This is a genomic window from Mycolicibacterium sp. 624, from assembly GCF_040548615.1.
Classification (GTDB): domain Bacteria; phylum Actinomycetota; class Actinomycetes; order Mycobacteriales; family Mycobacteriaceae; genus Mycobacterium.
Genome location: NZ_JBEPRZ010000004.1, coordinates 220,853 through 247,453 on the forward strand (window position 1 = coordinate 220,853; position 26,601 = coordinate 247,453).

The 26,601-nt window shown below is 64.2% G+C and carries 23 protein-coding genes; 14 read left to right on the plus strand and 9 right to left on the minus strand.

All coding sequences use genetic code 11. From position 1 onward, the window contains the following. The first annotated feature begins 1 nt into the window (after position 1). Positions 2-757 (plus strand): creatininase family protein, encoded by a 756-nt coding sequence (locus tag ABIA65_RS17585; RefSeq protein ID WP_354524361.1) that lies wholly within the window; start codon positions 2-4, stop codon positions 755-757. A gap of 83 nt (positions 758-840) precedes the next feature. Next, positions 841-2,463, plus strand: a complete 1,623-nt coding sequence (locus tag ABIA65_RS17590; protein ID WP_354524362.1) for an AMP-binding protein — start codon at positions 841-843, stop codon at positions 2,461-2,463. 185 nt (positions 2,464-2,648) lie between these two features. Here ABIA65_RS17590 and ABIA65_RS17595 read toward each other — a convergent pair whose 3' ends face one another. Then, on the minus strand, positions 2,649-3,797 hold the full coding sequence (locus tag ABIA65_RS17595; protein WP_354524363.1) for a 2-oxo acid dehydrogenase subunit E2: 1,149 nt from the start codon (positions 3,795-3,797) through the stop codon (positions 2,649-2,651). Between the two features lie 12 nt (positions 3,798-3,809). Then, on the minus strand, positions 3,810-6,146 hold the full coding sequence (locus tag ABIA65_RS17600; protein WP_354524364.1) for a thiamine pyrophosphate-binding protein: 2,337 nt from the start codon (positions 6,144-6,146) through the stop codon (positions 3,810-3,812). A gap of 435 nt (positions 6,147-6,581) precedes the next feature. Between ABIA65_RS17600 and ABIA65_RS17605 the strand changes: the two genes are divergently transcribed. Beyond that, positions 6,582-6,845: a hypothetical protein gene (locus tag ABIA65_RS17605; protein WP_241400300.1), complete on the plus strand. Its 264-nt coding sequence runs from the start codon at positions 6,582-6,584 to the stop codon at positions 6,843-6,845. Between the two features lie 80 nt (positions 6,846-6,925). Here the strand turns inward: ABIA65_RS17605 and ABIA65_RS17610 are convergent, their stop codons facing one another. Next, positions 6,926-7,666 (minus strand): IclR family transcriptional regulator, encoded by a 741-nt coding sequence (locus ABIA65_RS17610; protein WP_354524365.1) that lies wholly within the window; start codon positions 7,664-7,666, stop codon positions 6,926-6,928. A gap of 533 nt (positions 7,667-8,199) precedes the next feature. On the opposite strand from ABIA65_RS17610, the gene ABIA65_RS17615 reads away from it, so the two are divergent. Further along, positions 8,200-8,502, plus strand: coding sequence for a hypothetical protein (locus ABIA65_RS17615; RefSeq protein WP_241400298.1), 303 nt, complete (start codon positions 8,200-8,202; stop codon positions 8,500-8,502). 149 nt (positions 8,503-8,651) lie between these two features. Here ABIA65_RS17615 and ABIA65_RS17620 read toward each other — a convergent pair whose 3' ends face one another. Then, positions 8,652-9,251, minus strand: a complete 600-nt coding sequence (locus ABIA65_RS17620; protein ID WP_354524366.1) for a TetR/AcrR family transcriptional regulator — start codon at positions 9,249-9,251, stop codon at positions 8,652-8,654. A gap of 259 nt (positions 9,252-9,510) precedes the next feature. On the opposite strand from ABIA65_RS17620, the gene ABIA65_RS17625 reads away from it, so the two are divergent. The 7 genes from ABIA65_RS17625 to ABIA65_RS17655 all read left to right on the plus strand — a co-directional run bounded on the left by ABIA65_RS17625 (position 9,511) and on the right by ABIA65_RS17655 (position 17,363). After that, positions 9,511-10,764, plus strand: a complete 1,254-nt coding sequence (locus ABIA65_RS17625; protein WP_354524367.1) for an LLM class flavin-dependent oxidoreductase — start codon at positions 9,511-9,513, stop codon at positions 10,762-10,764. Next, the gene (locus ABIA65_RS17630) at positions 10,761-11,624 is read left to right on the plus strand and encodes an enoyl-CoA hydratase-related protein (RefSeq protein WP_241400295.1); all 864 of its coding nucleotides are present in this window, start codon (positions 10,761-10,763) and stop codon (positions 11,622-11,624) included. Before ABIA65_RS17625 ends, ABIA65_RS17630 begins: the two co-directional genes overlap by 4 nt. Before the next feature lie 3 nt (positions 11,625-11,627). Next, positions 11,628-12,440, plus strand: a complete 813-nt coding sequence (locus tag ABIA65_RS17635; protein WP_241400294.1) for an enoyl-CoA hydratase/isomerase family protein — start codon at positions 11,628-11,630, stop codon at positions 12,438-12,440. A gap of 57 nt (positions 12,441-12,497) precedes the next feature. Further along, complete coding sequence (locus tag ABIA65_RS17640) at positions 12,498-14,342, plus strand: AMP-dependent synthetase/ligase (protein ID WP_354524368.1); 1,845 nt, start codon at positions 12,498-12,500, stop codon at positions 14,340-14,342. Between the two features lie 183 nt (positions 14,343-14,525). Further along, a complete protein-coding gene (locus tag ABIA65_RS17645) occupies positions 14,526-15,047 on the plus strand; it encodes a flavin reductase family protein (protein WP_241400293.1) in 522 nt (173 codons plus the stop codon). 26 nt (positions 15,048-15,073) lie between these two features. Beyond that, positions 15,074-16,159, plus strand: a complete 1,086-nt coding sequence (locus ABIA65_RS17650) for a 3,4-dihydroxy-2-butanone-4-phosphate synthase (protein WP_354524369.1) — start codon at positions 15,074-15,076, stop codon at positions 16,157-16,159. 37 nt (positions 16,160-16,196) lie between these two features. Next, positions 16,197-17,363, plus strand: coding sequence for an acyl-CoA dehydrogenase family protein (locus ABIA65_RS17655; RefSeq protein ID WP_354524370.1), 1,167 nt, complete (start codon positions 16,197-16,199; stop codon positions 17,361-17,363). A 601-nt stretch (positions 17,364-17,964) separates the two neighbouring features. Here the strand turns inward: ABIA65_RS17655 and ABIA65_RS17660 are convergent. Together ABIA65_RS17660 and ABIA65_RS17665 are read right to left on the minus strand one after the other, a co-directional pair. After that, positions 17,965-18,639, minus strand: coding sequence for a sigma-70 family RNA polymerase sigma factor (locus tag ABIA65_RS17660; RefSeq protein WP_354524371.1), 675 nt, complete (start codon positions 18,637-18,639; stop codon positions 17,965-17,967). Between the two features lie 473 nt (positions 18,640-19,112). Further along, positions 19,113-20,564, minus strand: a complete 1,452-nt coding sequence (locus tag ABIA65_RS17665; protein ID WP_354524372.1) for a hypothetical protein — start codon at positions 20,562-20,564, stop codon at positions 19,113-19,115. 353 nt (positions 20,565-20,917) lie between these two features. Here ABIA65_RS17665 and ABIA65_RS17670 point away from each other — a divergent pair, with 353 nt between their 5' ends. Then, entirely contained in the window at positions 20,918-21,871 is a 954-nt protein-coding gene (locus ABIA65_RS17670; protein WP_241400288.1) for an alpha/beta fold hydrolase, read from the plus strand. Here ABIA65_RS17670 and ABIA65_RS17675 read toward each other — a convergent pair. Next, a complete protein-coding gene (locus ABIA65_RS17675; protein ID WP_354524373.1) occupies positions 21,861-23,216 on the minus strand; it encodes a flavin monoamine oxidase family protein in 1,356 nt (451 codons plus the stop codon). The two genes, ABIA65_RS17670 and ABIA65_RS17675, sit on opposite strands and share 11 nt — an antisense overlap. Between ABIA65_RS17675 and ABIA65_RS17680 the strand changes: the two genes are divergently transcribed. Beyond that, positions 23,209-24,228 (plus strand): TIGR03617 family F420-dependent LLM class oxidoreductase, encoded by a 1,020-nt coding sequence (locus tag ABIA65_RS17680; RefSeq protein WP_354524374.1) that lies wholly within the window; start codon positions 23,209-23,211, stop codon positions 24,226-24,228. The genes ABIA65_RS17675 and ABIA65_RS17680 overlap by 8 nt on opposite strands. Before the next feature lie 50 nt (positions 24,229-24,278). Further along, entirely contained in the window at positions 24,279-25,826 is a 1,548-nt protein-coding gene (locus tag ABIA65_RS17685) for a flavin-containing monooxygenase (RefSeq protein ID WP_354524375.1), read from the plus strand. On the opposite strand, the gene ABIA65_RS17690 is transcribed toward ABIA65_RS17685, so the two are convergent. Then, positions 25,814-25,996, minus strand: coding sequence for a helix-turn-helix domain-containing protein (locus ABIA65_RS17690; RefSeq protein ID WP_354524376.1), 183 nt, complete (start codon positions 25,994-25,996; stop codon positions 25,814-25,816). The two genes, ABIA65_RS17685 and ABIA65_RS17690, sit on opposite strands and share 13 nt — an antisense overlap. Further along, positions 25,942-26,568: a helix-turn-helix domain-containing protein gene (locus ABIA65_RS17695; protein WP_354524377.1), complete on the minus strand. Its 627-nt coding sequence runs from the start codon at positions 26,566-26,568 to the stop codon at positions 25,942-25,944. The genes ABIA65_RS17690 and ABIA65_RS17695 overlap by 55 nt, the downstream gene beginning before the upstream one ends. Positions 26,569-26,601: the final 33 nt, after the last annotated feature.

Consider the following 26,601-nt stretch of genomic DNA (forward strand, 5'->3'; position numbering starts at 1 on the left):
AATGAACGAGATTCGGGTCGAGTACATGACGAGTGCCGAAATCGGTGAGGCGATCGCAGGGGGAGCGCGCACGGCGATCCTGCCCCTCGCCGCAGTCGAGCAGCACGGTGGTCACCTGCCGCTATCCGTGGACGCCGACCACGCTGACGAACTCGCGGTGCGGATTGCGAAAGACCTCGGTGGCGCGCTCGTCCTGCCCACCGTCCGCGTCGGATACTCGCCGCATCACCTCGGATTCCCTGGCACACTGTCGCTTCGAGCGTCGACTCTTGAAGCCATCTGCGAAGACTACGGCGCAAACCTCGCTGGTTACGGATTTGAGCGTTTGGTCCTGTTCTCAGGCCACATCGGAAACCATCCCGTCATGCGCGACTTCGAGTTGCGTCTGAAGGCTAAGTTGGCCCCACTGTCGGTCATCGTCTTTACAGACAGTGAGGCGATCCTCGATGCATGGCGCCGGGCCGCCGAGGACGTGGCTTCCCTGGGCGGCAACGTCGGGGGGCACGCAGACATCGCGGAAACCTCCGTGATGCTCGTGCTACATCCGGATAAGGTGCGCGTCGAACGCTGTGCCCGCGGATACTCGGGCACTGTTGACGAGGAGTTCCTCGCCCGCGCCTTCAGCGAGGGCATCGCTGCAGTATCGCCCAACGGTGTCCTGGGTGATCCAGCAGGCGCGTCCGAGTCCATCGGGACAGCATGCCTCGAGGCCGTCACCTCCCTCATCGTTCAGCATGCGCGAGCCCGGGGCGCCTGAGAACGTGATGGCCCCGCCCAATCGTTCTACTAGAAACCGATTTCAGCGCTTCGGCAGGAAGCGTTGCTTCAACTGGAGGATCCATGACTGGTCTTGATGTTCCTTTGACACCCCTCCGTTTCCTCGAGCGTGCAGTCGAGATCATGCCCGACAAGATCGCGATCATCGACGGCCAACGTCAATGGAGCTACCGTGAGTTCGCCGCAGCAGTGCAGGCTCTCGCGAAAGCGCTTCGCGCCACCGGTATCTCGGATGGCGAACGAGTCGCCTATCTGGCCAGCAACTCCGCCGAGATGCTCATCGCTCATTACGCAGTCCCCCTGGCGCGCGGTGTGCTTGTCACGGTCAACACGCGCTTGTCAGCGGCCGAGGTCGAGTACATCTGCGGGCATTCAGGTGCGCGCATGATAGTTGGCGAAATTGAACTCCTGCGGTCACTCCGCGACGCCGGATGCGAATTCGCCACGATCGATGATTGGATCGAACTACCGGCCGTGGATGGCCTCTTCACGGTACCGAGCGAGTTTCACAGCTATGACGCGCTCCTGACCCGCGGCAGGGGAGGCGACCTCCGGTGGGAGATCGACGACGAGACCCGGACGCTGGCAATCAACTACACATCCGGCACTACTGGCCGTCCCAAAGGAGTCATGTACTCCCACCGTGGTGCCTACCTCAGCGCGCTCGGCGGGATACACCATTCGGGATTTGGCCAGGAGACCAAGTATCTGTGGACTCTACCGATGTTCCATTGCAACGGATGGTGCACGACGTGGGCGGTCACTGGCGCTCTCGGTACGCACGTCTGCCTTCGGGCGGTGCGCGCCGAAAGCATGTGGTCGTTGATCGACGAGCATCAGATTTCGCACCTCAACGGAGCACCGACGGTTCTGACCATGCTCGCCAACGCCGAGCAGGCCCATCTCCTCACCGCACCGTTGACCATAACCAACGGCGGCGCACCCCCCAGCCCCAGCATCATTGCCGCAATCCGCGGTCTCGGCGCGTCGATCGTCCACGTCTACGGCCTCACTGAAACCTACGGACCCTATTCCATCTGCGAACCCAAGCCCGAGTGGAACGAACTCGACACCGAACACCACGCGGAACTCATGGCACGCCAGGGTGTTGGCATGATCACTGCCAATCGTCTGCGGGTCGTGCGGCCCGTGCTTTCACCGGAGGGCGAGTTGATTGATGTCGCCGCCGATGGGGCAGAGATGGGCGAGATTGTGATGTGCGGCAACAGCGTGATGAAAGGATATTACGGCGACGAAGACGGTACGCGGAAGGCAACCGAGGGCGGCTGGTTTCACTCGGGTGACCTGGGCGTCATGCATCCCGACGGATACGTGCAACTCCTCGACCGGGCGAAGGACGTGGTGATCTCAGGAGGAGAGAACATCTCGACAATCGAGGTCGAGCACGCCATTCTGTCGCATCCGGAGATACTCGAGGCTGCCGTCGTGGGCGTACCCGATGATAAGTGGGGCGAACGGCCAAAAGCGTTCGTGGTCACCGCCAGCGGAGCGCAGCTCCACGAGACCGAGGTCATCGCACACGTGAAGTCGCGTCTCGCGTCGTTTAAGGCACCACGTTCAGTCGAGTTCGTCAACGAGCTTCCCAAGACTTCAACCGGAAAGATCCGCAAGAACGAATTGCGTGATGCGGAGTGGAGTTCACGGCCGTTCATGATCAACGGTTGAAAACTCCGGCACAGTGCAGTGCCGGTAGTGACCCAGCACCGCGTGGGACGCGGCCACGCGGTGTCCCTGGGCACTCTCACAATGACGGGATGGCGTCCGCCTTCAGGCGGCCTCTACTCAATGGAGCGCGGGCATCGGACGTGGTGCCGGCCTGACTAGCTCGGCAGTCGCAGAGCGAGCGTCGCTCACGGACGGGTCGCAGTGGTGGCGAACACTTCCTCGGCGGTGAAACCGGACTCGAGCCGATCCTTGATCGTGGTCAGGAATCGCGCTGCGTCGGCGCCGTCGACGATGCGGTGGTCGTAGGTCAGCGCGAGATACACCATGGAGCGCACCCCGATGGAGAGATTCCCGTCCGCGTCACGCTGGGGAACGACGCGGTCGACGACGGCACCGGTCCCGAGGATGCCCGACTGGGGAGCGTTGAGGATGGGGGTGTCGAACAGTGCTCCGCGGCTGCCGGTATTGGTCAAGGTGAAGGTTCCGCCGACAAGAGCATCGGGTGGGATCGAACCGACACGAACCTGATCTGCGAGTGCCGCGATCTCGACCGAAAGGTCCGGGATGCCCAGTTGGTGGGCACCACGAACGACGGGCACCATTAGTCCTTTCGGGCTATCGACGGCTATCCCAAGATCGACGCCGTCGAAGTAGGTGATCTCCGTGCACTCCGGATTCACCGTGGCACTGAGCACCGGGTGCTCCGCGAGCGCTTCGACCAGGGCCCTGGCGAAGAACGGCAGGAATGACAACTTGACCCCCGTGCGCTCGAGGAACTGCGACTTGCTCGCTGCACGGAGCCGACCGATGGCGGTGACGTCGACCTCGACTACCGAGGTCAATTGCGCTGATGTCTGCAGGGACTCGAGCATGCGTGCCGCGATGATCTGCCGGATCCGCGGCAACCGTTGCGGTGAGCCTGAGACTGTGCCTGGGGCGGGAATGATCGCGGCGGCCGCCGTGCTCGGCGTCGGGGGTGCGATTCGGTCAGGACCGGAGGGCTGTGGGGCCAAGGGCACCACTGCCGGAGATGGTGCTGCCGTGGACGGGGTCTCGGTTGGGGCAGGCGGCGTTTGGCTGGGCGTCACCGCCACGGCGATGACAGCCAGGCGGGCCCCCACCTCGACGCTTTCGTCCTCTTCGACGAGGACCTCCACAACGGTGCCTGCCACCGGAGACGGGATCTCGGTGTCGACCTTGTCGGTGGCCACCTCCAGCAGGGGTTCGTCAGTATCGATGTCATCACCGACGCTGACGAGCCACCGGCTGATGGTGGCCTCGGTGATGTCCTCGCCCAGGGAGGGAAGTGAAATGGTCACTCGTGTTTCGCTCATCGTCACTCCGTCTCATTTGGCCACATCGAGCGCGGCGCGCACGATGCTGTCGGTGTCGATGCCGTGGTAGCGGTACACGGCATCGAGATCGCCCGCTTGTCCGAACATGCTGACGCCCAGTGACTTACAGCGGACGTGGTTGATGGTCGCCAGGAACGCCAACGTGTGGGGGTGCCCGTCGAGCACAGTGACCATCGGCGCAGCCCGCTCAGCAGGAAAGACCTGATCCAGGATCCACGAGGGGGACTCACTTAAGCCTTCTCGCCCCTGTAAAGCGCGGAAGAGCAGGTCCGGGCTGGTCACACATATCACCTCGGCGCTCACACCTATCTCGCTGAGCCGGGCCGCGGCCTCGATTGCCTCGGTTGCCATGGCTCCCATGGTGACGATGCACACCGCCGGCGTGGTCGAATGCCGAAGCGAGTATGCACCGGCCAGCACATGGCGGCGTCGGCGTTCCCTGGCCGCGGGATCATCAGGCACGTCTGCCAGTACCTGCTGCACCGGCCTGGTGGACAGACGCAGGTACGACGATGTGCCGTTGGAGCGTCCCAACTGGCTGATGCAGTGCAGCAGGATCCACTCGACCTCTGTGGCGAACGCAGGCTCGTAGCTGATGCACCCGGGCTGTTCGAGTCCAATCGACGGTGTCTTAATCGATTGGTGCGCACCGCCCTCGGCCGCCAATGTGACCCCGGCGGGTGTACCGACGAGGATCGATTGGCCGCCCGCGTAGATGCCGTAGGACCAGGGTTCGAGGGCGCGTTCGACGAACGGGTCGTAGAGCACTCCGATCGGGAACAGCGGCTGTCCCCAACGGCTCCAGGTTGCGCCCAGCTCGCTGATGAGTCCGACCAGGTTTACTTCTGCGATGCCGAGTTCCATGTGCTGCCCCGTGGGGCGTTCGCGCCAGTGCATGATCGTCTCGTCGTCGTCGTCGAACCAGTTGCGCCGCTCGGTGGGCGACCAAACGCCAACTTTGTTGAGCCACCCGGCGAGGTTGGTGCTCGAACTCACGTCCGGGCTCACGGTAATGACCCGTTTCGCGACTTCGGGTGCGTCTCGAGTCAAGTCGAGCAGCGTGCGTCCGAGTGCGCTCTGGGTGTTGGAGACTGCCGGGGGAGTACGTCCGATGTCGGTAGGCACCCGCGGCGGCACGATCTCGGTGAACTCGTCACGGCGAAGTCGTTCGGCCGCCTGCCGGCATAGGCTGCCCGCCGGGCTGTCCTCATCGAATCGCCGGAAAGGATGCTCGGGATCCTCGTCGAGCATCGCCGCGAGCGCAGTGAACTGCTCGTTGCTGAGCAGCGACGAGTGATTCTGCGGATGCCCTTGGATCGGCAACCCGTAGCCCTTGACGGTGTAGGCGATGATCACTGTCGGGCGCGAGTCATCGATCTGGGAGTACGCGTCCCGCAGCGTCTCCATGTCATGGCCGCCGAGATTTCCGATGGCCCGGAGCAGAGTCGCGTCGTCCAGGTCTCCAATCAGGGTGGCGATGGCCGCGGCGCCGTCGCCATCCCCGGGCAGGCGCGTGCGCAGCTGCTCGGCAGTACACCGCAGTAGACGCTGATACTCCGGGTTCGGCATATTGAGAATCCTGCTGCGCAGCTGCTCTCCGCCAGGCTTGGCAAAAAGGCCTTCGAGGAGTCTGCCGAACCTGACCGTAATGACCTGCCAGCCCGCCGCATCGAACATGTCGTGCAGCCGATCGGTCGCTATGTGAGGTACCACGCGGTCGAGGGACTGGCGGTTCATATCGACAATCCACACGATCTCGCCGAGTTCCCGAACTGAGGGATCCAGGATGGCTTCCCACACTGCACCCTCGTCGAGTTCGGCGTCCCCGAGCAAGGAGTACTGCCGACCAGTGCCGGCGTTGCCGTACACCGTGTCCACGTATCGGCGCGCAACCGAACCCCAAATGGGAGCTGTGGCACCAATTCCCACTGATCCAGTGGAATAGTCCACCGGATCGGGGTCCTTGGAGCGGCTCGGATAACTTTGCAGGCCACCGAATTCCCGCAACGTCGTCATATACCGCTCGTCAAGCGACCCCAGCAGATAATTGATGCTATGCAGCACCGGGGACGCATGGGGTTTCACTGAGACCCGGTCGGAGGATCGAAGATGCTCGAAATACAACGAGGTCATGATCGCCACCATCGAGGCAGACGACGCTTGATGTCCGCCCACCTTTAGACCGCTGGGATTGGGGCGGACACGGTTGGCGTGGTGAATCATTGCCGTCGAAAGCCACAAGACTCGAGCGGCGATGACATCAAGTGACTGAGATTCCTGTCGACTCTGCGTGGACGGCGCGAGTCCGAATGAATGAGTAATGGTCATGGTGACTCCCTGGTGGCGTAGCGCGCGGATGAGTGCCGACCGTCAAGGTCAGGAGAACTCACATCCAGATCGCAGAATGCACTGCTAAGCGCATCACGGCGTCGCATTCGAAGCAAGCGCCGTTGTCACGGTTGCGCACGTTGCACACCGACCTTCCGTGTAGGACGTTGGAACACGATCAGAATGATCAACCAATATGACTTTGGCGCAACACAATCGGCGCGGTCGTGTTCTGGACGCAGTCACTGCCGTACCGACTGACCGTCGAGGGATTGGTTGCCGGCGAGGCGATCCCAGGTTGCGTGCCCACGATCTGTATCCGAAATAGTCGGACGCCCAGTGACGCACAACAAGTTTCGCGTGCAGTGTGGCGGCAGTCACGTCCGGGTTGGGGTGATGGTATCGCCAGACTGTTCATATTCGATAGGAGAAGGCATGGGGAACAACGTTTTTGGCCGCGTCTTTCCAAGTCTCAAGTTGATGGCTGCCGTGATGGGCGCGGGAGCCGCGATTGCGATGGGCGCAGTGTCCGCCACCCATGAAAGCGACGCGGCCAGCGAAAGCGCAGCGCGCAGCGACAATCCGCCGTTGGTCGCCACGGTGACGCGGTCAACGGCCCCGAAGGAATTGGCAACGTCGTTTGCCCGACCGACTCACACCGCGAAGCTGTGTGCCGCGAGAGCGACCATGCCCTGCTAGCGCGCTGCCTACCCACATATCAAGGTGTGCGCCAAAGCAGCGCACGATGGCCGGCATGGCCGTTACGCGGCCCGAAGGTCTTACCGCGAAATGCCCTGCTGGAGCAGAATGCGCGCCGACCGCCGGGCGATGCGAAGGCACTCTTCGCCACGATTCTGCATTCGCTCTGTTGGCATGCTGATCGATAACGCGGCAATCGCTTGGCGTTCGCGCTGGTAGATGCCCACTGCAGTACACGACTGTCCGACAAAGGTCTCGCCGTGTTCGGTCGCGGCACCGTCACGGCGCGCTGATATGAGCTGCGCACGAAAGGCATTGACGTCGGATACCGAGTTCTCCGTCAGATGTGGAAGGCCGTATCGGTCGATACGCTCTTGTACCTTCGGCCAGGGGAGTTGTGCCATGAGCAGCTTGCCGAGCGCCGATGTGTGGTCTGAGATATGGGTTCCGTCAGCGACAATTGGCTCGGCTCGACTTGCTGACGCATTGGCGATGCAGACGACTCCTTGGCCATCCCACGCTCCGATGGTGACGATGGCCGACAGCTGATTGGCCAGGTCGGCCACACAGCGGTGCGTATGCGCGTTGAAGCAAGTGGAACTCATCAGCCGGCGACTGATGAGCAGAACACGCCAGCCGAGTCGGTATCGGTCCTCTGAAGTCCGCTGCAGCAGGCCAATCGCGGCGAGACTGGCCATGACGTCGAAAGTCGTTGACTTTGGCACCCGCAGTGTTGTCGCCACCTCGGTGACACCCCACTCGGGTGTCTCTGCCGTGAAGAGATTCAGCACCTTCCCGGTGCGATCGATGGTATTCAGCAAGTCGCCGGCCTCACGTGTCAGTGGGGATCACAGGTCCGTCTCGATGTATCCGTACACCGACCGTGAAGCAGTCACTCCTCACAGCGCACCCGAAACGCCGGTGGCGCTTCGTGGTACGCCCTTGCGGTGTCTTTGGCTTTGTCAGACGGCAGACCGCATCGCCACATCCTCCGTCATGGTATGAATCACGATTAATGTAGGACGATAACTTGGTATTGTCAATCAAACGCGCGATGAGGGTTGCGTGCGCAAGGGCCTAGGCCATGCAAACATGCTATTAGTATGGGAGTTACGAGGCTTTTCGGCGCCATTCCGGAGCCGCTTGGTGGGCGGTGCCACCCCCTCGGCCCGAGGGCCGTCAATGTTAATTCCTATTAATCTAGTCGGCTTGGATGTCAGTCAAGGCGGCTGCACGGCGGTTGGTCCGATTCGTTAACATGTTGGCGCACAAGTGAATTGTCGGCAGTGGGGGCGCCGTGGGGTGGCCGCGGGTAGAGTGGTGCACCCCACCACCGCTATCACGGAGGCCGACGATGATCGTCACGCTGCACCTCGCCGAGGACGGGTCAACCAAACTCGCCGCCCGCGACTCCGATGACCTGACGTCTTTATCGGTCGATGGGCTGTCCAGCGATCCTATGGCGCTGGAGCGGGCGAGTGGGACGAGTCCAACCGCCGAAACGGTCTCGCATGTGATGCTCGATGTGGAGTGCATGCGTGCTGTCGGATCTCGCTCGTCCGAGTGGGACGCCGATTTCACGGCGATGATCGCCTACGCCCGAAGCAGGGGCTGGGTCAGTGACGACGGCAGGTACGTGCGCGCACACGTCACCTGACGGACAGCTGCGGCACCGGCCGCTCGTCTCGGTGGACATCGATTATTCGGCCGGCGATGCGATGAGGGTCATCGGCTCCACACGCCGAGTGAATCAATGAATCGCTATGCCGCCCAAACCGTACCGTTCGGATACGGGCCTCCCGGGCATCATTCCTCGCGAGGTGAGGTGAGCGCTTTGATGGCCGCGGTCGACATCGTCTTGACGATGGACTCCTGGTCCAGGCCTTTGTTGAGAGTTGCCACGGCGTTGAGCATCGAGAACACCGCCTGTGTGAGCAGTCGAATCTCCGGTTCGGATAGGTCGGGCCGCAATGCTGAGACAATCGAGATCCATTCCTCAGCGTAGAGATTCATCTCGCGTCGGATGCGGCGCCGATCCGTTTCCGGCAGGGCGTGTTCATTCTTCATGAAGACGAGCGTCGTCGGAGCGGTGCCCACCACGCTCCTGATATGGAAGTCGACCAAGATCTCGAGCGCGGTGTGTGGATCCGGCTCCGCTTCTGCGGTGTCTCGGGCGAATCGATGGAGGGCCGCCAAGGGACTCTCCACCACCGCGATGAGGAGGGCCTGTTTGTTCTCGAAGTGGTTGTAGAGCCCAGGCCCGGAAATCCCGGCTTTCGCGCAGACCATTTCCACTGTCACCGTGTCATAGGAGTGACGCAAGAACAGGTCGGCGGCGACTTCGAGCAGTCGATCCCGGCGTGAGGTGCCTACGGAGGACTCGCGCGGCAGGTGGTTAGTGGCCATGGCTAACCACGATAGCCAGCGTCGGTCGTCGCCTCCGAGGCGAGGACTGTCCCCATCGGCGGAGTTGGACCTGCGGAAGCCGGGTGTGCCATCCCGTCGAGATTAATCGCGATTAATGTTTTTCACCACTCGTCGGTAGTACCTTGGTCGTCGGCTTGGCGGTGCAAGCTCAGCCCAAACGCCAATATGTGCAGGCCAGGGCCAATCTACTGGCGATCTTTCGCTGGTGATTCGAGATGCAAGGGGGCGTTGACAAACGATGCCATTCGCCTCTAGGTTAGGGAGCATTCACCTAGTGGAAAGTGGTGTGACCATGCGATTCATATTCATGAGCGAAGGCGAGACGCTTCCGGGGCATACCCACGAGCATCGCTACCGGGAACTCGTGGACGAAGTCCTGCTCGCGGAGGAGGTGGGATTTGACGCATTCGGAACATCCGAGCAGCACGTCGCAATCGGCACAGCGACGACCTCCGCGCCAGAGGTCATCTATCCCTACCTCATGGCTCTGACCACGCGCATTCGGTTCATCCACCTGGTCACGCTCCTGCCCACGCGGATCAACCACGCTCTTCGCGTAGCGGAGCGGTTGGCGACTGAAGACATCCTGTCCAACGGTCGAGTGGAACTCGGGGTCGGGCGGGGGAACACGACACTTGCGTTGCGGGCCTTCGAGGTCGACCCAACCGAGAACAAGGCGCAGCTCATCGAAGGCTTGGAGGTGATCCGCCGCGCGCTTCACAATGACGTGTTCTCATACGTCGGCGAGCACTACAAGATTCCGCCACGCAGCCTGGTCCCCAGGGGGATTCAACTGCCGTATCCACCCATCTCTATGGCCGCCGGCAGCCCAGACTCCGTTCGGAAGGCGGCAGAGTTGGGCATCGGAGCCATCGTCGGTGGCTTCTATCTCGGCTTTGACTTCCTAGAGAGCATGTTGCGCATCTATGACGACGCCCTCGATGGCGCGACGCACTCCTATCCGCTACAAGCGGAGAAGCTCGTCGCGGTTGGCGGCGGAATGCACTGTGCCGAGACCCGCGACGAAGCCTTCAAGTGGGCGCGGCATCTCAAGGAGACCGTCGGGCTCTCGACAGACGCGTACGACCGCTTATCCAAGCTGTCTGCCGACTACCAGTACATGGGCGCAGTCAAGAACATCGACTTCGACGATGAGCGATACATGTTCGAGGACTCCTCGGGATTCATCGTCGGAGATCCCGACGACTGTGTGGCGCAGGTGCAGCGGTTCGTAGATCTGGGCGCGGATGCCATCGTCATGCGAATCGATGGGCTTCCCCACAGGGAACTGATGAAATCCATCGAGCTGTTCGGCAAGTACGTCATCCCGAAGTTCAAGAACCCGCGGGCCGTGGTCCGCCCCGCCGATGCTGTCCTGACCGACATCCGTGCTGCGCGACCTGCCCACTACGCGGAACTTGAATCGTTTGAAAAGACGATTACACAAGGGAATTCAGCCATGCAGGTCGCCACAGTAGGAGATGCGCGATGAGCAGGCTGGCCGAGAATGACCTTTTCAGTCGTTACCCGGAGGAAGTGTTGGTCGAACGCAGGCCAAACGGGGTTCTGCTCATCACCATCAACCAACCCGACCGGCTCAACGCCTTGACGATGCCGATGTTCGAGTATCTGTCGGACATCTGGGTGGACGTCGACCGAGACCCCCAAACGCGGGTCGCCGTCATCACGGGTGCCGGTCGTGGCTTCTGCACGGGTATGGACGTGCGCCAGCCGGAACCGACGCTGGACGAAGCGGTGGCACTCATGGAGTGGGAGCGCCGACGGATCGCGGCCATCCTCAACATGGACAAACCCCTCATCTCGGCAATCAACGGTCCCGCCGTGGGCTGGGGGTTGTCGATGGCCCTGCTGGCGGACATCAGCGTGGCCGCGGAGGATGCCCTGCTTCGCGACGGTCATACCCGCGTCGGTGTGGTCGCCGGTGACCACTCCTCCCTCATCTGGCCACTGCTCGTCGGAATGGCCAAGACGAAGTACTACCAGTTGACTTCGGCGAGCTTGACGGGCTTGGAGGCTGAACGAATCGGCTTGGTGAGTCTCACCGAGCCCAGGGAAAGGGTGCTAGATCGCGCTCTGTCCATCGCCGACGACCTAGCTCAAGGTTCTCAACAGGCGATTCGCTGGACGAAGCGTTCCCTGAACACCGGGTGGCTCACCAATGCTCTACCCCAGCACGAGTTGTCTGCCGCGCTGGAGGTCATCGGTTTCGCGAGCGCCGACTATTTTGAGGCCCGGCAGGCCTTCCGCGAAGGCCGACCGCCCGAGTATCCATCTGCTCGGGGCGAAGCCCACTCCGTCCTAGGGCCTCGGCCGGCGAACGCAGCCGGGTGACACATGACAGAACTGCAGCCCGGCCAGTCAGCCACCCTCAGCGCCGCCGACCGCGATGGCGTGCTGGTCGTCACGTTAGACAGGCCGCCCGCAAATGCGCTGAACCGCCAAATCATCCACGACCTAGCCGTGCTGTTCGCCGAACTCACGGAGAGGCGAGACGCACCGCCGATCGTGCTCACCGGCCGGGGCGAGCGGTTCTTCAGCGCTGGTGGCGACATCAAGGAACTCGAAGGGGTACCGGCGGACGCCATTGACGCCCGCATGCGGGAGTTCCATGCGCTGCTGGTCGCCATCGACGGCTACCCTCGACCGGTGGTCAGTGCGATCAACGGCCACTGTGTCGGTGGCGGCATGGAGATAGCGCTCTTCTCGGACGCGGTACTGGCCGTTGGTTCGGCACGGTTCGGCTTTCCGGAGATCAATCATGGGTTGTTACCCGCCGACAAGGGCCTTCAGCGCGCATCCCGGATGCTCGGTATCCGCGCCACCCGGCGGATCGTGTTGTCGGGTGAACTCTTTGATGCGCAGCACGCCTTGGATATTGGCCTCGTCGACGAACTTGCCACAGACCACGAAGCGTTGATCGAATCGGCGGTCGCTACCGCGCGCAGCGCCGGCGCGAAGGCGCCTGTGCTGTACGGCGCTTTGAAGCGCAGCATCAACGATCAAGACGATGCGCGCGACGACATCTCCCTGCAACGCACGCTGATGGCAGCCGCTGAGTACTTCGATGATCCCACTGCCCGCGAATTACGTGAACAGTGGAGTGGTAGAAGAGCGTCCGCGACCAAGGAGAATTCGTGTCCAGCATAGTCGTAGCCCGTGGGTAACTCGAAAGCGTCAACTTCTCCGCCCGGCAGGGACGCCACGGTGCCCGTGCTGACAAGCACGTCGGGATTCGAAGCGGTGAATCGGACCTTCGCCCAGATGTTGTGCGACCGAGCCGAGCGTGAAGGGGGCACCGTCGCGTTTTGTAGCTGGGTCGACGGCGCCGCGCGCCCGACCACCTGGAGTGAATACCTCGAGGAGGTACGGCAGGCAACGCTGGGCCTCTACGCGCTCGGCGCCGAACCCGGCGATCGGGTGGCCATTGTGTCCTCGACCCGCAGGGAATGGGTGGTGGCGGCCCTGTCGATCCTGAGTGTGGGCGGCGTCCCAGTGGGCGTGTATCCCACGAGTTCGGCCTCAGAGATCAAGCACGCACTCGAAACTTCTGAGGCAACGGTCGTCTTCGCAGAGACCGCGGCCGACGTGGCCAAGGTGGTCTCCGTGGCGGCCGACCTCCCGCGGCTGCGTGCGGCGGTCTGCGTCGATGCCGAACCCGAGAACTTTCCGCCAACCGTCCGAGCCGTGAGCTGGGACAAACTGCGCCATATCGGTCGAGCTAGGGCTCTGATTGAACCTGCGCTGTTTGCAAATCTCGTCGAGGCCGGCGACGTCGACCAGCCGGCGGCGCTGTTCTACACCTCGGGATCCACCGGTGCGCCGAAAGGTGTGATTCACACGCACCGCACTCTCCAGTACTCGGTGCTTGCGTTCGCCATGTCCTACCCGGACATCGGCAGGGTCAGGCACGACCTGGTGGCCTTCCTCGGTCTGTCGCATGTGGCCCCGGCTCTGATCGGTGTCTTCGCTCCGATCATGACGAGGCTTGTCGTCACGTATTGCACCATGGATCAACGCCTCGAAGCGCTTGTCGGAGTGCGGCCGACAGCCGCTCTTTGGCCGCCGAGAATGCATGAGAAGCTCGCCAGTGAGCTGCTGCAGCTGTTGTCCGAATCTGGCCTCGTCTTCCGTCTCGAATACTCGATGGCGATGAAGGTCGCCCGCAGGGTCGGCGAAAGGCATTGGCGGGGGCATGAGATCCCTTGGTTACTTGACCGTCTCCACGGCATCTGCGTCAAGCATGTGTTCCTCCCATTTCGTGCACGAGTGGGCATGGACCGCATCAGGGTCACCTGGACTGCCTCGGGCAGCATGTCTGCCGACGTGGCCGCCCTCTGGCAGATGTGGGGACTGGACCTTCGAGAACTGTACGGAACGACGGAGACCTGCGGCTCCGTGATTGCCCAATGGGACCGGGCTTTTCCAGCGCCCGGAACGATCGGCAAGAGCATGCCCGACCCTCGATGGGCCATACGGATTTCTCACGAAGGCGAGCTACAACTCAGCGCCCCTTCTGTGTTCGACGGCTACGTGAACGATCTCGACGCGACTGCGGCGGCGACGGAAGACGGCTGGTATCGCACTGGCGATCTGGTCGAGATTGCCGCTGACGGAGAAGTGAAGATCGTTGGCCGGCTCAAGGACGTTCTGAAGACCAGCGGAGGCAAGACCGTCAGCCCGCAGCCGATCGAGACCCAGCTCATGGCAAGTTCGCTCATCGAGGAGGCCATCGTCGTCGGAGAGGGCCGGAAGTACCTGACCGTGCTCATCGGTCCCAGCGAGAAGGCACGGGGCATGTCTGAGCGGGACCGCGATGCCGCTCTCGCCGCCTGGATCAACGAGGTCAACTCCGGTCTAGCCCGGCCCCTGCAGTTGAAGAAGTTTCGTGTCCTGCCGCGTGCGCTATCAGTCGCGGAAGGAGAGTTGACGCTCAAGGGCACCATCCGGCGCTCCGCTGTCCTTGCCTCATTCAGCGACCTCGCCAACGAAATGTACGACGCGGGCGAACAGGGTGAAATCGCCCGGCAGGCGCGCTTTGACGGCATCTGAGGTAGCTGACGCGATGAACGAGGTCCGGCTCGAGGTCATGACCAGTGCCTGACATTCACTAGAACGGAGAATCGACATGCCGAGTCCTCCAGCGATTTCGCGCCACGTCAGCACTGGCCCGGTGACCAGGCCACTGCCGCAAGGTCCGCGCACGCAAGGCCATATCGAGCTGCGGTGCGCGCCATGACCAAGCTCGATCCGGTGCACTCCGGCGACCCGGACCGGGATTCATCGACGCTGCGCAAACTGTACGGACGTTATCCGACCGGCGTCGCAGCGATATGCGCACTGCGGGAAAGGCATCCAGTCGGAATCGTTGCCACCTCGTTCACACCGGTATCCATGGACCCCCCACTGGTGTCGATCTGTGTGCAGCACACGTCGACGACCTGGCCATCGCTGTCGAGTGGCCGGCACCTCGGAGTCTCGATCCTGGCGTCGACGCACGAGGCCACCTGCCGCCAGATTGCAGCCAAGAATGCCGACCGGTTCGCCGGGGTCTCCTGGTTCGCCACGGAATCCGACGCAGTATTGCTCGCCGACGCCTCGGCCTGGCTCGACTGCGAGATCTCTACGTCCATCCCCGCCGGAGATCACGATGTCGTCCTCCTGGAGGTCAAGGCCGCGGCGGTCAATGGTGAGTCGTCACCGCTTGTATTCCACAACAGTCGCTTTCGCGTGCTTGCGCAGGGTGGTGAATCATGATGGACCAGGGATGCGCGGCTAGAAAAGTGGTCGAACGAGCGGCTGGTGCGCTCGCCAGCGGCAACCCGGTGCTCGTTGTCAGCGGAACTGGCGATCAGGTCGTGGCCGATGCGCTGATCGCGGCTGCTCATGCCACACCGCATTGGACGGCGTGGTTGGTCAGGGTCACTTCTGGACTGCTGTGCGCGGCCCTGCCCGGACGTCGAGCAGACCAACTAGATCTGCCAGCCATGGTACGTAACGATGAGGATGACGATGTATCAGCGTCATTCGCGGTCGCGGTGGACGCGGCGCGCGGAGTCGGTACCGGCATCAGTGCGACCGACCGAGCCCGCACGGCGCGCGTCTTGGCAAGTGCGAGTTCGCGGCCAGAGGATCTGGTGCGGCCTGGTCACCTACTCCCAGTTCGGACAGCTCGATGGGGGGTACTGGAACACCCGGGTAGCGCCGAAGCGGGGGTCGACCTCTGCGGCATTGCCGGGCTCCCGCCGGTGGGGTTGACCGCTGCAGTGCTTGCCGATGACGGCGACCTCCTTCGAGGGCACGAGGTCGATGCCTTCGCTCATGCCAATGGACTGCCGGTGGTGCACGTAGATGACGTCGTTCACTACTGCCTGTACCACGGTGGCGTACGGGGCGACAGGATAAGGCAGACACTGTCGAGAGTGGTCGAAGCCCCCGCACGCGCTATCCGAGCAGTCGACTTCGAAGACCGGCTGACCGGTGGACGGCATACGGTCTACATCGGCATCGCTACCCCCGACGCGAGCCCCAAGGTGTACGTCTTGAACGAATGTCCGCACCGGGACCCACTTCTCGCGTTCGACTGCCAATGCCAACTGACGTTCGACAAGTGCCGTGAGTGCATCACGACCGACGGCGGAGTCATCGTCTATCTGCGGGCCGAACCGCCGTCGGCGACGAAGGTCGCCGTGCGGGAGGCAGAACTCGTGCAGGGACGCATTGTCTCGATGCTCGCTCAGCTTGGTTTTGCAGCGGAGACTCTGCCCAAGTGGACCAGCGGCGACGATCTTGCCGCAACGTGCGATCTGATGGTCGCGTCGCCCTGCGTTACACGCGAACTACGACAACTTGTGACGGCCCTGCTGTGACCCCGCTTACGAGACACTCAGACGCGAGAAAGAGACCATGAGCACCACGTCAAACGGATCGACCTTCGATCTGTTCCAATTGCCGAAGGAACATCAGGACCTGCGTTCAGCAATTCGCGCTCTGGCGGAGAGGCACATCGCACCACACGCTTTCGACGTCGATGAGAACGCGCGCTTCCCGCAGGAGGCCCTCGACGCGCTGAACACCTCGGGCTTCAACGCAGTGCACGTGCCCGAGGAGTACGGCGGTCAGGGCGCAGACTCGGTGGCTGTCTGCATCGTCATCGAAGAGGTGGCGCGCGTCGACGCCTCGGCTTCGCTGATTCCAATAGTCAACAAGCTGGGCACCATGGGCTTGATCCTGCGTGGATCCGAGGAGCTCAAAAAGAGGATATTGGCCGACCTCGTCGATGGGGCGATGGCTTCGTACGCGCTGTCCGAGCGTGAGGCCGGAAGCGACGCCGCCAGCATGAAGACCCGGGCAAAGTCGCACGGCGATGACTGGATCCTCACCGGCTCTAAGGCGTGGATCACCCACGGTGGCAGGTCCTCCTGGTACACGGTGATGGCGGTGACCGACCCCGACGAGGGTGCCAACGGTATTTCGGCGTTCGCCGTTCACATCGACGACGAGGGATTCACCGTTGGGCCCGAGGAGCGCAAGATGGGAATCAAGGGATCGCCGACCACTGAGCTGTACTTCGAGAACTGCCGCATCCCGGGAGACCGGATCATCGGTGCGCGGGGAACGGGATTCAAGACCGCGCTGGCCACGCTGGACCACACCAGGGCCACCATCGGCGCCCAAGCTGTCGGTATCGCCCAGGGAGCGCTTGACGCTGCGATCGCCTACACCAAGGGCCGTCGGCAATTCGGCAGGGCGATCAGCGACTTCCAGGGTGTGCAATTCATGCTCGCGGACATGGCGATGAAGGTCGAGGCAGCGCGGTTGATGGTCTACAGCGCTGCCGCTCGGGCCGAGCGAGGGGAGGGCGATCTGGGGTTCATCTCGTCGGCGAGCAAGTGTTTCGCCTCCGATGTCGCCATGGAGGTCACCACCGATGCCGTGCAGCTGTTCGGCGGTGCCGGCTACACCACTGACTTCCCCGTCGAACGCATGATGCGCGACGCCAAGATCACTCAGATATACGAGGGCACCAACCAGATCCAACGCGTGGTGATGGGTCGTGCGCTCCTTCGCTGACGTCACTCGCGACGACGTCGAGCCTCGGGGCGAGAAACAGTCGACAGTCGAATTTCCAGTGCGCCATCGATTTGTGTCCGGTGAAGCTCGTCGCCGTCCCGTCGGCGCCGCCGACCTGATCACCAACACCCCAAATCGCAAGCGGGTCTATCAGGGTTATCAGGCTCTGCGTGACGACGGCCGTGCTGGAGGTCATAACCTGCTGTAGGAGAGAGGGTTTCAAAGAGTCCGAAGCCCCTCGATCCGCCCCGGGAGTCGACTCTGAGGGCGAAGTGACAGGCGACAAGCGTTCAGGTTGACCGCGTCGCTACTCCTCATCTGGCCCGGACGTGGTGTTCTGCGAAGCAAACGCAACACCGCTGTCCGGATATTCGAGCGGGTGGATGCGCACTACGTATTGGAGGCGCGTCGGGGGCTCGAGCGCGAGGCCGCGCGGGTTGCGCGTGCACGTCGACCTTGCTGAGGCCATTCGGGTCGGCAGCCCGCAGGCCGCTGCCGAGGCAGCAGAGACGCTGCTGGATTGGATAACGCATGCATTGGAAGGCAGTTTCGGTCAGTAGGCTGGCGCCTTAGCGGTGTGGGGTGACACTCGGCCGGTGGGTCACTGGGTGCGGATCGCAGTACCTGGTGGTGTCGGGGTCGACTGCGTCGCAATGTTGCGCAGGTGGCCCTGGTGGTGGGCGAAATCGTCGAGCAGTACGCGCAAGGCCTTGCGTCCGCGGTGTATTCGGGACATGACGGTGCCTATCGGTGTCCCGGTGATGCTGGCGATCTCCTTGTAGGGCAATCCTTCGACGTCGGCGAGATAGACGACGACTCGTTGGTGATCGTGGAGCTGCTGCAAAGCGGCCGTAACTTCGTCGTCGGGCAGTTCCTCGAGGGCGGCGTCCTCCGCCGAACGCGTCCGCGATGAACCGCACCGGGGCTCACGCGCCATCTGGGCGTCGGTGATCATGTCGGTCGGCCATTCGTCGGGGCGACGGGTGCGGATCCGGTAGAGGTTAATCCACGTGTTGATCTGGATGCGGTATAGCCAGGCGCGTATGTTGCTGCCGCTCTGGAAGTTGGCGAAGCCGGCGTATGCCCTGAGCAGCGTCTCCTGCATTAGATCCTCGGCATCGGCGTTGTTGTGGGTCAAGGATCGGGCTTTGCGGCTTAGTTCGTCGGCGAACGGCATGGCCTCGTGCACGAAACGTGCGGATAGCTTTGCAACGTTGGGAGTCTCGTGTTCGCCGTCCAAGCGATGGACGCTCGGATCGGCGTTGGTGATAGTCATGGCCGACTCCTTGGGTGTGCGATGGGGGAGGAAGGCGCGGATCGAGCTGTTCGGCGACAAGGCGGGGGCCGCCTCAGATGGTGTAGGTCCGTGTGGCTCGGGCGGCGAGCACGACTGAGCTGCCTGGCGCGACGAGATACCGCCAAGGAATGCAGGTCGGTCGTGGAGGCTCATGAGGACATACTGCCAAACATGGGATGATTGGGTGATGGGCACATAGTGTGGCGTTCATTACCCTGCGGTGTTCGGCGCGACGCTGGTCGATGCGGACGGGAACCTCGCCACCGCACACGGTTTCGGCGATGTCGCTACGACGCCGGTGGCCTATCTCATCCGGCTCGACGGCTATGTGTCCGACCGGGAGGCGGCGCTAGACGAAGGCAGGCTGCTCGCGACGATCACGATCCGCATCGGCTCCAGACGTCGAAACGGCCCCCGGCGCTGTTGCCGGGGGCCGCTTCTCGTCGGTTCGATCAGGCAGCAGCAGACTTCTCGGAGTCCTTGTCCTTGCTGCCGTCCTTCTTGGCGGTGTCGTGCTTGGCGGTGTCCTTCTTGGCCGTGTCGTGCTTGGCGGTGTCCTTGTCGTCCGCCTTCTTGGCCGTGTCCTTCTTGTCGTCGGCCTTCTTGTCGCCGCTGGAATCCTTGCCGTCCTTGGCCGCCTGATCTTTATCGGCGTCCTTGGCGGGGGTGTCCTTGGTCGTCTCGCCCTTGTTGGGGTCCTTCGCCTCGGTGTCCTTGGCCGGGGCATCCTTGACGGGAGTCCCCTCGGCCGGGGCGTCCTTGGCGGGAGCGTCCTCTGCGGGGGTCTGGACTGCCGCCGGCAGGGTCCCGTCGAACGCGGCGACCTCCGATGCGAAGGCCGAGCGCACCGCATTCTGCAAGGACTCCCAGCTGTGCTTCTCCTTGCCCGCGGCGGCGGCATCGTCGGCAGCGACGCCGTCGGCGGCACCGGACGGCGGCGCCTCGAGCGTGGTCGTCGTCCGCAGTGTCTGCACGGCCGACCTCGCCGTCACCTGTGCCGGCGGGTTGAAGATGCCGCCGATGGTGTCGATGTCGTGCTTGATGATCGTGGCCGGCAGGTTGACGATGTTGCGGACCGCGGTCACCGTGACGTCGATCGCGGCCCGCACCTGGGCGCCGATGGCGTCGACATTCCAGTTGCCGGTGGTCAGCCCGGTGGCGACCAGAGCCATGGCCTTGTTGAGCGGTGTGACGAAGTTGGTCAGCTGTCCGAAGGTCGTCACGACCGTCCACGCGTTCTGCGCGGGCAGGCTCGCCACCTTGAGGAAGTCGTTGATGGGGTTGCTCGCCTGGACGGCCATGACGTTCGGTGCAGCCGCAACCGCCGCGAACGGGGCGAGCCCCGCCTGCGCCGTCGGGTTGAGGACGTCCCTGATGGCCTGGATGTCAGTGTTGATGATCGTGGCCGGCAGGTTGATGATGTTGCGGATGGCCGTGATGGTGACGTCGATGGCGGCCTGCACCTGGGCGGTGATCGCGTCGACGTTCCAGTTGCCGGTGGTCAGACCGGTGGCGACCAGTGCCATGGCCTTGTTGAGCGGCGTGACGAAGTTGGTCAGCTGCCCGAGGGTGGTCAGGACGGTCCACAGGTTCTGCACCGGCAGGCTGGCCAGCGCGAGGACTTCGTTGACGGTGGCGGCGGGTGCCGCAAACGACTGAACCGAGGGTGCGGCGGCACGTCCCAGCGCCATGACGGGTGGAGCGCCCGCCGAACCCAGCGAGAGGCTGGCGAGCAGAAGCGGGCTCGGCAGAGCGGTCAGCTCGTAGCTGCGGGACACCGTCGGTGTGACGGCCGACCCCACGGGCGTCGCGGCGATCGCCTGTGGCGCCATGGTGCCCGACGCGGCGACGATGCACAGCGTGCAGGCCGCGGCAGTCAGCGAAGTGGATGTGCGGAGTTTCAACGTGGCCCCCGGGGCTCGGCAGGAAAGAATGACAGGCAGAAGATAGCTGAGGCGTACCCCCTCGACTAGCCACCAAAGTCCCGGTGGCAGAGGCACTTTAGGGCCGTGGGATCGGCGAGCAGGCAATTGGTGGAGTCGAGAGTCCATTGGTCTCCAAGAATTCACCGGCTGGATGCCGAACGCCCTGCCCGGAGGTGCGACTCGCCGGATGAACCAGGCATTGCCGGTAGCCCAACGGCATCTGTCGGCTGCGGGACTCCGCAAAGTCGGCACACTCTTGACACACGTCAAGTCGACCTAGTTAGACTTCTCGGGCCGCGCCAAGGGCGCTGCGGCAGATCGGAGGATCCCTGGTGAGGCATCTGCTGCCGTACGCCCCGGTGGACGCGTTGCCGAAGGGCAGACCCGTGCTGGTCCGCTCGGCGGACGGCACCCGACTGCACGCCGAGGTCTTCGGACCCGAGGACGGTTATCCGATCGTGCTGGCCCACGGCATCACGTGCGCTATCCGGGTATGGGCCAATCAGATCACCGACCTGTCCCGGGACTACCGCGTCATCGCCTATGACCACCGCGGCCACGGTCGCAGCGGCGTGCCGCCACGCCGGGGTGATCGCAGCAACTACAGCCTGGACTTCCTGGCCGCCGATCTCGACGCGGTCCTGGACGCGACGCTCGCGCCGGGGGAGCGCGCCGTCATCGCGGGCCACTCGATGGGAGGTATCGCGATCACGTCGTGGTCGCAGCGATACCCGGCGCGTGTCCGACACTGCGCCGACGCGGTCGCCCTCATCAACACGACGACCGGTGACCTGCTCCGCGACGTGCAGTTCATTCCGGTGCCGCGGCCGCTGGCGACGAGTCGCGTGGCCGCGGGCGGTCTACTGCTCAAGCGACTCGGTTCCGCACCGCTGCTGCCCGGGTCGGTGCAGCAGAGCCGGCGGTTCGTTGCCGCGCTGGCGGTCGGGCGTGACGCCGACCCGTCGGTCACCGACTTCATCTTTCAGTTGTTCGCCGAGACGCCGCCCGCGGGGCGGGGCGGCTGGGCCCGAGTACTCGTCGATGGGCTTGGCAGCAAGCACATCTCGTTGGCCAACCTCGTCGTGCCGACACTGGTGATCGGCAGCCGCAGGGATCGGCTGCTGCCCATCGGCGCGTCGCGCCGCATCGCCGCCGACGCGCCGAACCTGGCGGCGTTCGTCGAGATGCCCGGCGGGCACTGCTCAATCCTCGAGTGCCCCGACGAGGTCAACGCGCACCTGCGCGGCCTGGTCGACTCGGTGCGCCAGACCCGGCTCAGCTCGTAGTCGACAGATAGCCCTCGACCTCGGAGGCCGCGCGGTGTCCGGAGCGCACCGCGCCGTCGAGGAATCCGGTCCAGGTGTCGGCCGTCTCGGTACCAGCCCAGAAGATGCCGTCGACCGGTGCGCGCAGCCAGCGCCCGTACCGCGTCCAGGAACCCGGGGGCACTGCCGCGGTCGGCCCGCCGGGTGAGAACTCCTCGGTTCCCCACCGGTGATCGACGTAGTCGATGGGGTGGCGGGCCTGCTCGCCGAACAGCGTTGCGAAGCACGCCAGCGCCTGCTCGCGGCGTTGATCGGCGGGCAGCGGGTCGAACGTGCGCGCGTCGGTGAAGCCGAGCAGGATGCCGGGACCGTCACGGCCGGGGCTGACGTCGAATGTGATGAACACCGGCCCCTCGTCGGAGAGGGCCTCCCCAGACCGTCCGTCATTGCGCCAGAACGGTTTATCGTATGCGGCGTACGCCTTGCTCAGATTGCCCTGCGGCCAGTTCTTCGCCAGCAGGGCGTACTCGTCGGGCAGCGCCGGATCGAAGTCGATCGCACCGCGGTGCTGCGGCGGGATTGCGACCACGACGGCCCGCGCCGTCGTCACGCCGCCGTCGTAGTGCACGACGACGCCGTCGGGGGTGCGCTCGATACGCCGCACAGGTGTGCCCAGATGCACACGCTCACCAAGGGCCTCGGCCATGCGTGTGGCGATCTGCTGCGTGCCCTCGGGAAACCGGTCCTGCTGTGCGCCGCTCTCGACGTCGAGCATCGGGCCGATGCCCCCGGCGGCCTTGACGTAGCGCACGGCGTGCAGCATCGACACCTGATCGGGCTCGCACCCCCATGTCACCCTGGACATGACCGCCATCAGGTCGCGGGTCGCGGCGCTGGCGTGCACCGAGCGCAGCCAATCCTCCAGCGTCCCGTCGTCCAGTCGGCTCGCGATCGGCGACGTCCATGGATCCGCCAACGGCACCTGTCGGCTGAGCCGCTCGAACCGCCATTGGATGCGTGAGACATCAAGCAGCTCAAGGATGGACAGTTTCGGGATGGTGCTGCGGTAGGAGCGCACCCGGCCTCGCCAGCGGATCAGGTTCTTGCCCTGGCTGTAGGTGGGCACCGTCTGGCATCCCAGCTCGGCGGCCAGTGTCGTGACGGCGTCCTGCGTCGGTCCGACGAAAGTGGCGCCCAGGTCAACCGGAACACCGGCGACGGTCGTCGTGTGTGCCCTGCCGCCAACCCGGTCGCGGCCCTCGAGCACCAGCACGTCGTGACCTCGCCGGTCCAGTGCGCGCGCCGCCGACAATCCGGCGAAACCCGCGCCCACCACGACCACCTCTGCCCTGGCTGGGATGTTCACCTCACTAGGCTCTCATGGTGTGAAGGTGATGACAGCGTTGTTCGGCCCGACCGATGCCATCGAGAGGGCCCGGGTGCTGCGCGACGCGGGTGCGAGCGGGGTGTTCACCTTCGAGGGGCCGCACGACGTGTTCGCGCCGTTGACCCTGGCGTCGACGGTCGGCGGGCTGGACCTGATGACCAATGTGGCGATCGCCTTTCCCCGCAACCCGATTCATCTCGCCCATCAGGCCATCGACCACCAGCTGCTCTCCGGGGGCCGCTTCACCTTGGGGCTGGGCACCCAGATCCGCACGCAGATCGAGAAGCGCTTCGGCGCCGAGTTCGACCGACCGGTGCACCGCATGACCGAACTCGTCGGTGCCCTGCGGGCCATCTTCGCGGCGTGGAGTACCGGCGAGCCGCTGAACTTCCAGGGCGAGTACTACCGCCACACCCTGATGACACCCACGTTCGCGCCACGGACCATGCCCGAGAAGCTGCCGCCGATCTACCTGGGCGCGCTGGGGCCCCGGCTGACGCGGGCCACCGCCGCGGTGGCCGACGGGCTGCTGGTCATGCCGTTCGGGTCGAAGCGATTCCTGCACGAGGTGACGATGCTCGGTGTGGACGACGGGCTGAGTGCGGCGGGGCGGTCTCGCGAGGATCTGGCCATCGTTCCCGAGGTCATCGTGTCGGTCGTCAGCGACGAGAACCCGGACCACGCCTCGACCCGCCAGCTGCTGGCCTTCTACGGCTCGACGCCGGCCTACAAGCCAGTCCTGGACGTGCACGGCTGGGGTGACCTGCAGCCCGAACTGCGTGCGCTGTCGAAGCAGGGCCGCTGGCAGGAGATGGGCACCCTGATCGACGACGACGTGCTGCACACCATCGCCGCCTGCGGCACGCCCAAGGAGGTGGCGGCGCACATCGTCGATCGCATCGACGGTGTCGCCGATCAGGTGTGCATCTACCAGCCAGGGCCCATCGAGGCCGACTCGTTGGCGCAGATCGTTGACGCCCTCGCGGGCTGACGCCCTATCGTGGGGTGGTACGGCGCGGGACCACGATGAGGAGGTTCGCCATGGACGCCACTGAGCGACGGGATGCCGAGGCCACTGAGGCAGCGGAGACGGTGGACGTGTTGATCATCGGTGCCGGTATCTCGGGTATCGGGGCTGCGTACCGAATTCACGAGAAGAACCCGAGGCTGCGCTACGCCATCCTGGAGCGCCGCGCGCGCGTCGGCGGCACGTGGGACCTGTTCCGCTACCCGGGCATCCGGTCGGACAGCGACATCTTCACGCTGAGCTATGCGTATGAGCCGTGGAAGCGGCGCGAGAACATGGCCGACGGTGCCGATATCCGCGAGTACCTGGCCGGTACGGCGCGCAAGTACGGCATCGACGATCACATCCGGTTCGAGACCCACGTCAAGTCCGCGGACTGGGACTCAACCACCGACACCTGGACCGTTCGCACCATCCAGGGTGGCCCAGACGGTTCAACCGAGAAGGTCTACCGCGGCCGCTTCCTGTTCTTCGGCACCGGCTACTACAACTACGACGAGCCCTACGCGCCCGAGTTCCCCGGTATCGAGCAGTTCCGCGGCGACGTCGTGCATCCGCAGTTCTGGCCCGAGTCACTGGATTACACCGACAAGAGCATCGTCGTCATCGGCAGTGGGGCCACGGCGATCAGCATGATCCCCTCGCTTGCCGAGAAGGCCGCACACGTCACGATGCTGCAGCGCTCACCCACCTACATGTTGTCCATGTCGCGGATCAATCCGGTCCTCGATTTCATCCGAAGGGTGCTGCCGCGCAGCGTCTCTCACGCGATTGCCCGTTTCCTGTTCTCAGTGATCACCGTGCTGAACTTCGTCGTCGCGCGCAAGGCGCCGGAGACCTTCACCGACCTGGTTCGGCGCACCGCGTTGCGCTACCTGCCCGCGGGCTATGACATCGATACCCACTTCAAGCCGCGTTACAAGCCGTGGGACCAGCGCTTGTGCGTCATCCTCGACGGCGATCTGTACAAGGGGATTGCCGAGGGCCGCGTCGAGGTGGTGACCGACCACGTGGACCACATCGACGCCTCGGGCATAGTCCTGAAGTCGGGGAACCGCATCGATGCCGATGTGATCGTCACCGCGACGGGCCTGCAGCTTCAGGCGCTCGGCGGCATCTCACTGAGCATGGACGGTGCCGAGATCAAGCCGACCGATCGCTTCGTCTACAAGGAGTACCTGCTCGAGGACGTGCCGAACATGGCATGGTGCATCGGCTACACCAATGCGTCCTGGACGCTGCGCGCCGACATGACCGCCCGCGCGGTCGCCAAGCTGTTGGCCTATATGGGCGAACACGGCTACACCCACGCCTATCCGCACCTCGGCAATGTGCCGATGAAGGAGAAGCCGACGTTCGACCTCGACGCCGGCTACATCAAGCGTGCCCCGCACGCGCTTCCCAGGTCGGGCACCAAGCGGCCGTGGCACGTCCGGCACAACTACGTGCTCGACCTCATCGATCACCGGTTCGACCGGATCGAGGAGTCGATGGTGTTCGGTCGCGTGGCGGCCAGGGTCGCCCCGCCCGCTGCGGTGGAGAGCGAGATTCAGACCGCGTAGGTGCGGACGGTCACCCCGGTGCCCAGCAGCTGTGTGGCGGTCAGGCCGAACGTGGACTTGAAGCGGTCGGAGAGATGCGACGGGCTGGCGAAGCCCGCGCTCGCGGCGGCGGCGGTCAGGTTGTCGCCCCGTGCGATCGCCGAGCCGGCGTGTACCAGGCGAACCCACATCCGATACGCCGCACGCTGGTTCCGACCTCCTGCCGAAACAGGTGCAGGAACCGGGATTCGGACAGCGCCGCGTGGGCTGCCAGCTCCAGGGTGCTCACCGCCGCGGCGGGATCCTCGCGAATCAGCTTGCACGCAGCGGCGATTCGTGGATCCACGGTGCCGCCGCCCGCCGGTGCGGCGAGTTCACGCCACCGCTGCGCCGAGGCGTCGTCGGTCGGCGGCACGACGAGGCCGGTCTCCTCGATGTGGTCGACCGCGAGCGGCCCCACACCGTCGGTGAACGAGTCTCGCGCGCACCGCGATCCGTGCTCGAAGTAGAGCGACACGATGCGGCCGTCGGAGGCGAGGTGATGGGTGAGTCGGGGCGGGATCAGCACGCTGCGCGAGACCGCACGTGCGCCGTCGTCGAGGGTCACTGTCAGCGGAGCGTCGACCCCGACCGCGAGGCACCACACCGAGCCCGAGTGGGCCGACAGATTCAGTCCCGGCCCGGCGTACAGCGCCTCCCCGGGGCGTAACCACACCGTGGGGCAGCAGGTTTGTGGAAGCGTCGCGCCTGATTCGCTTGGCATGCTGGCCTCCTGCCATTTCTCAAGGAGGCTATC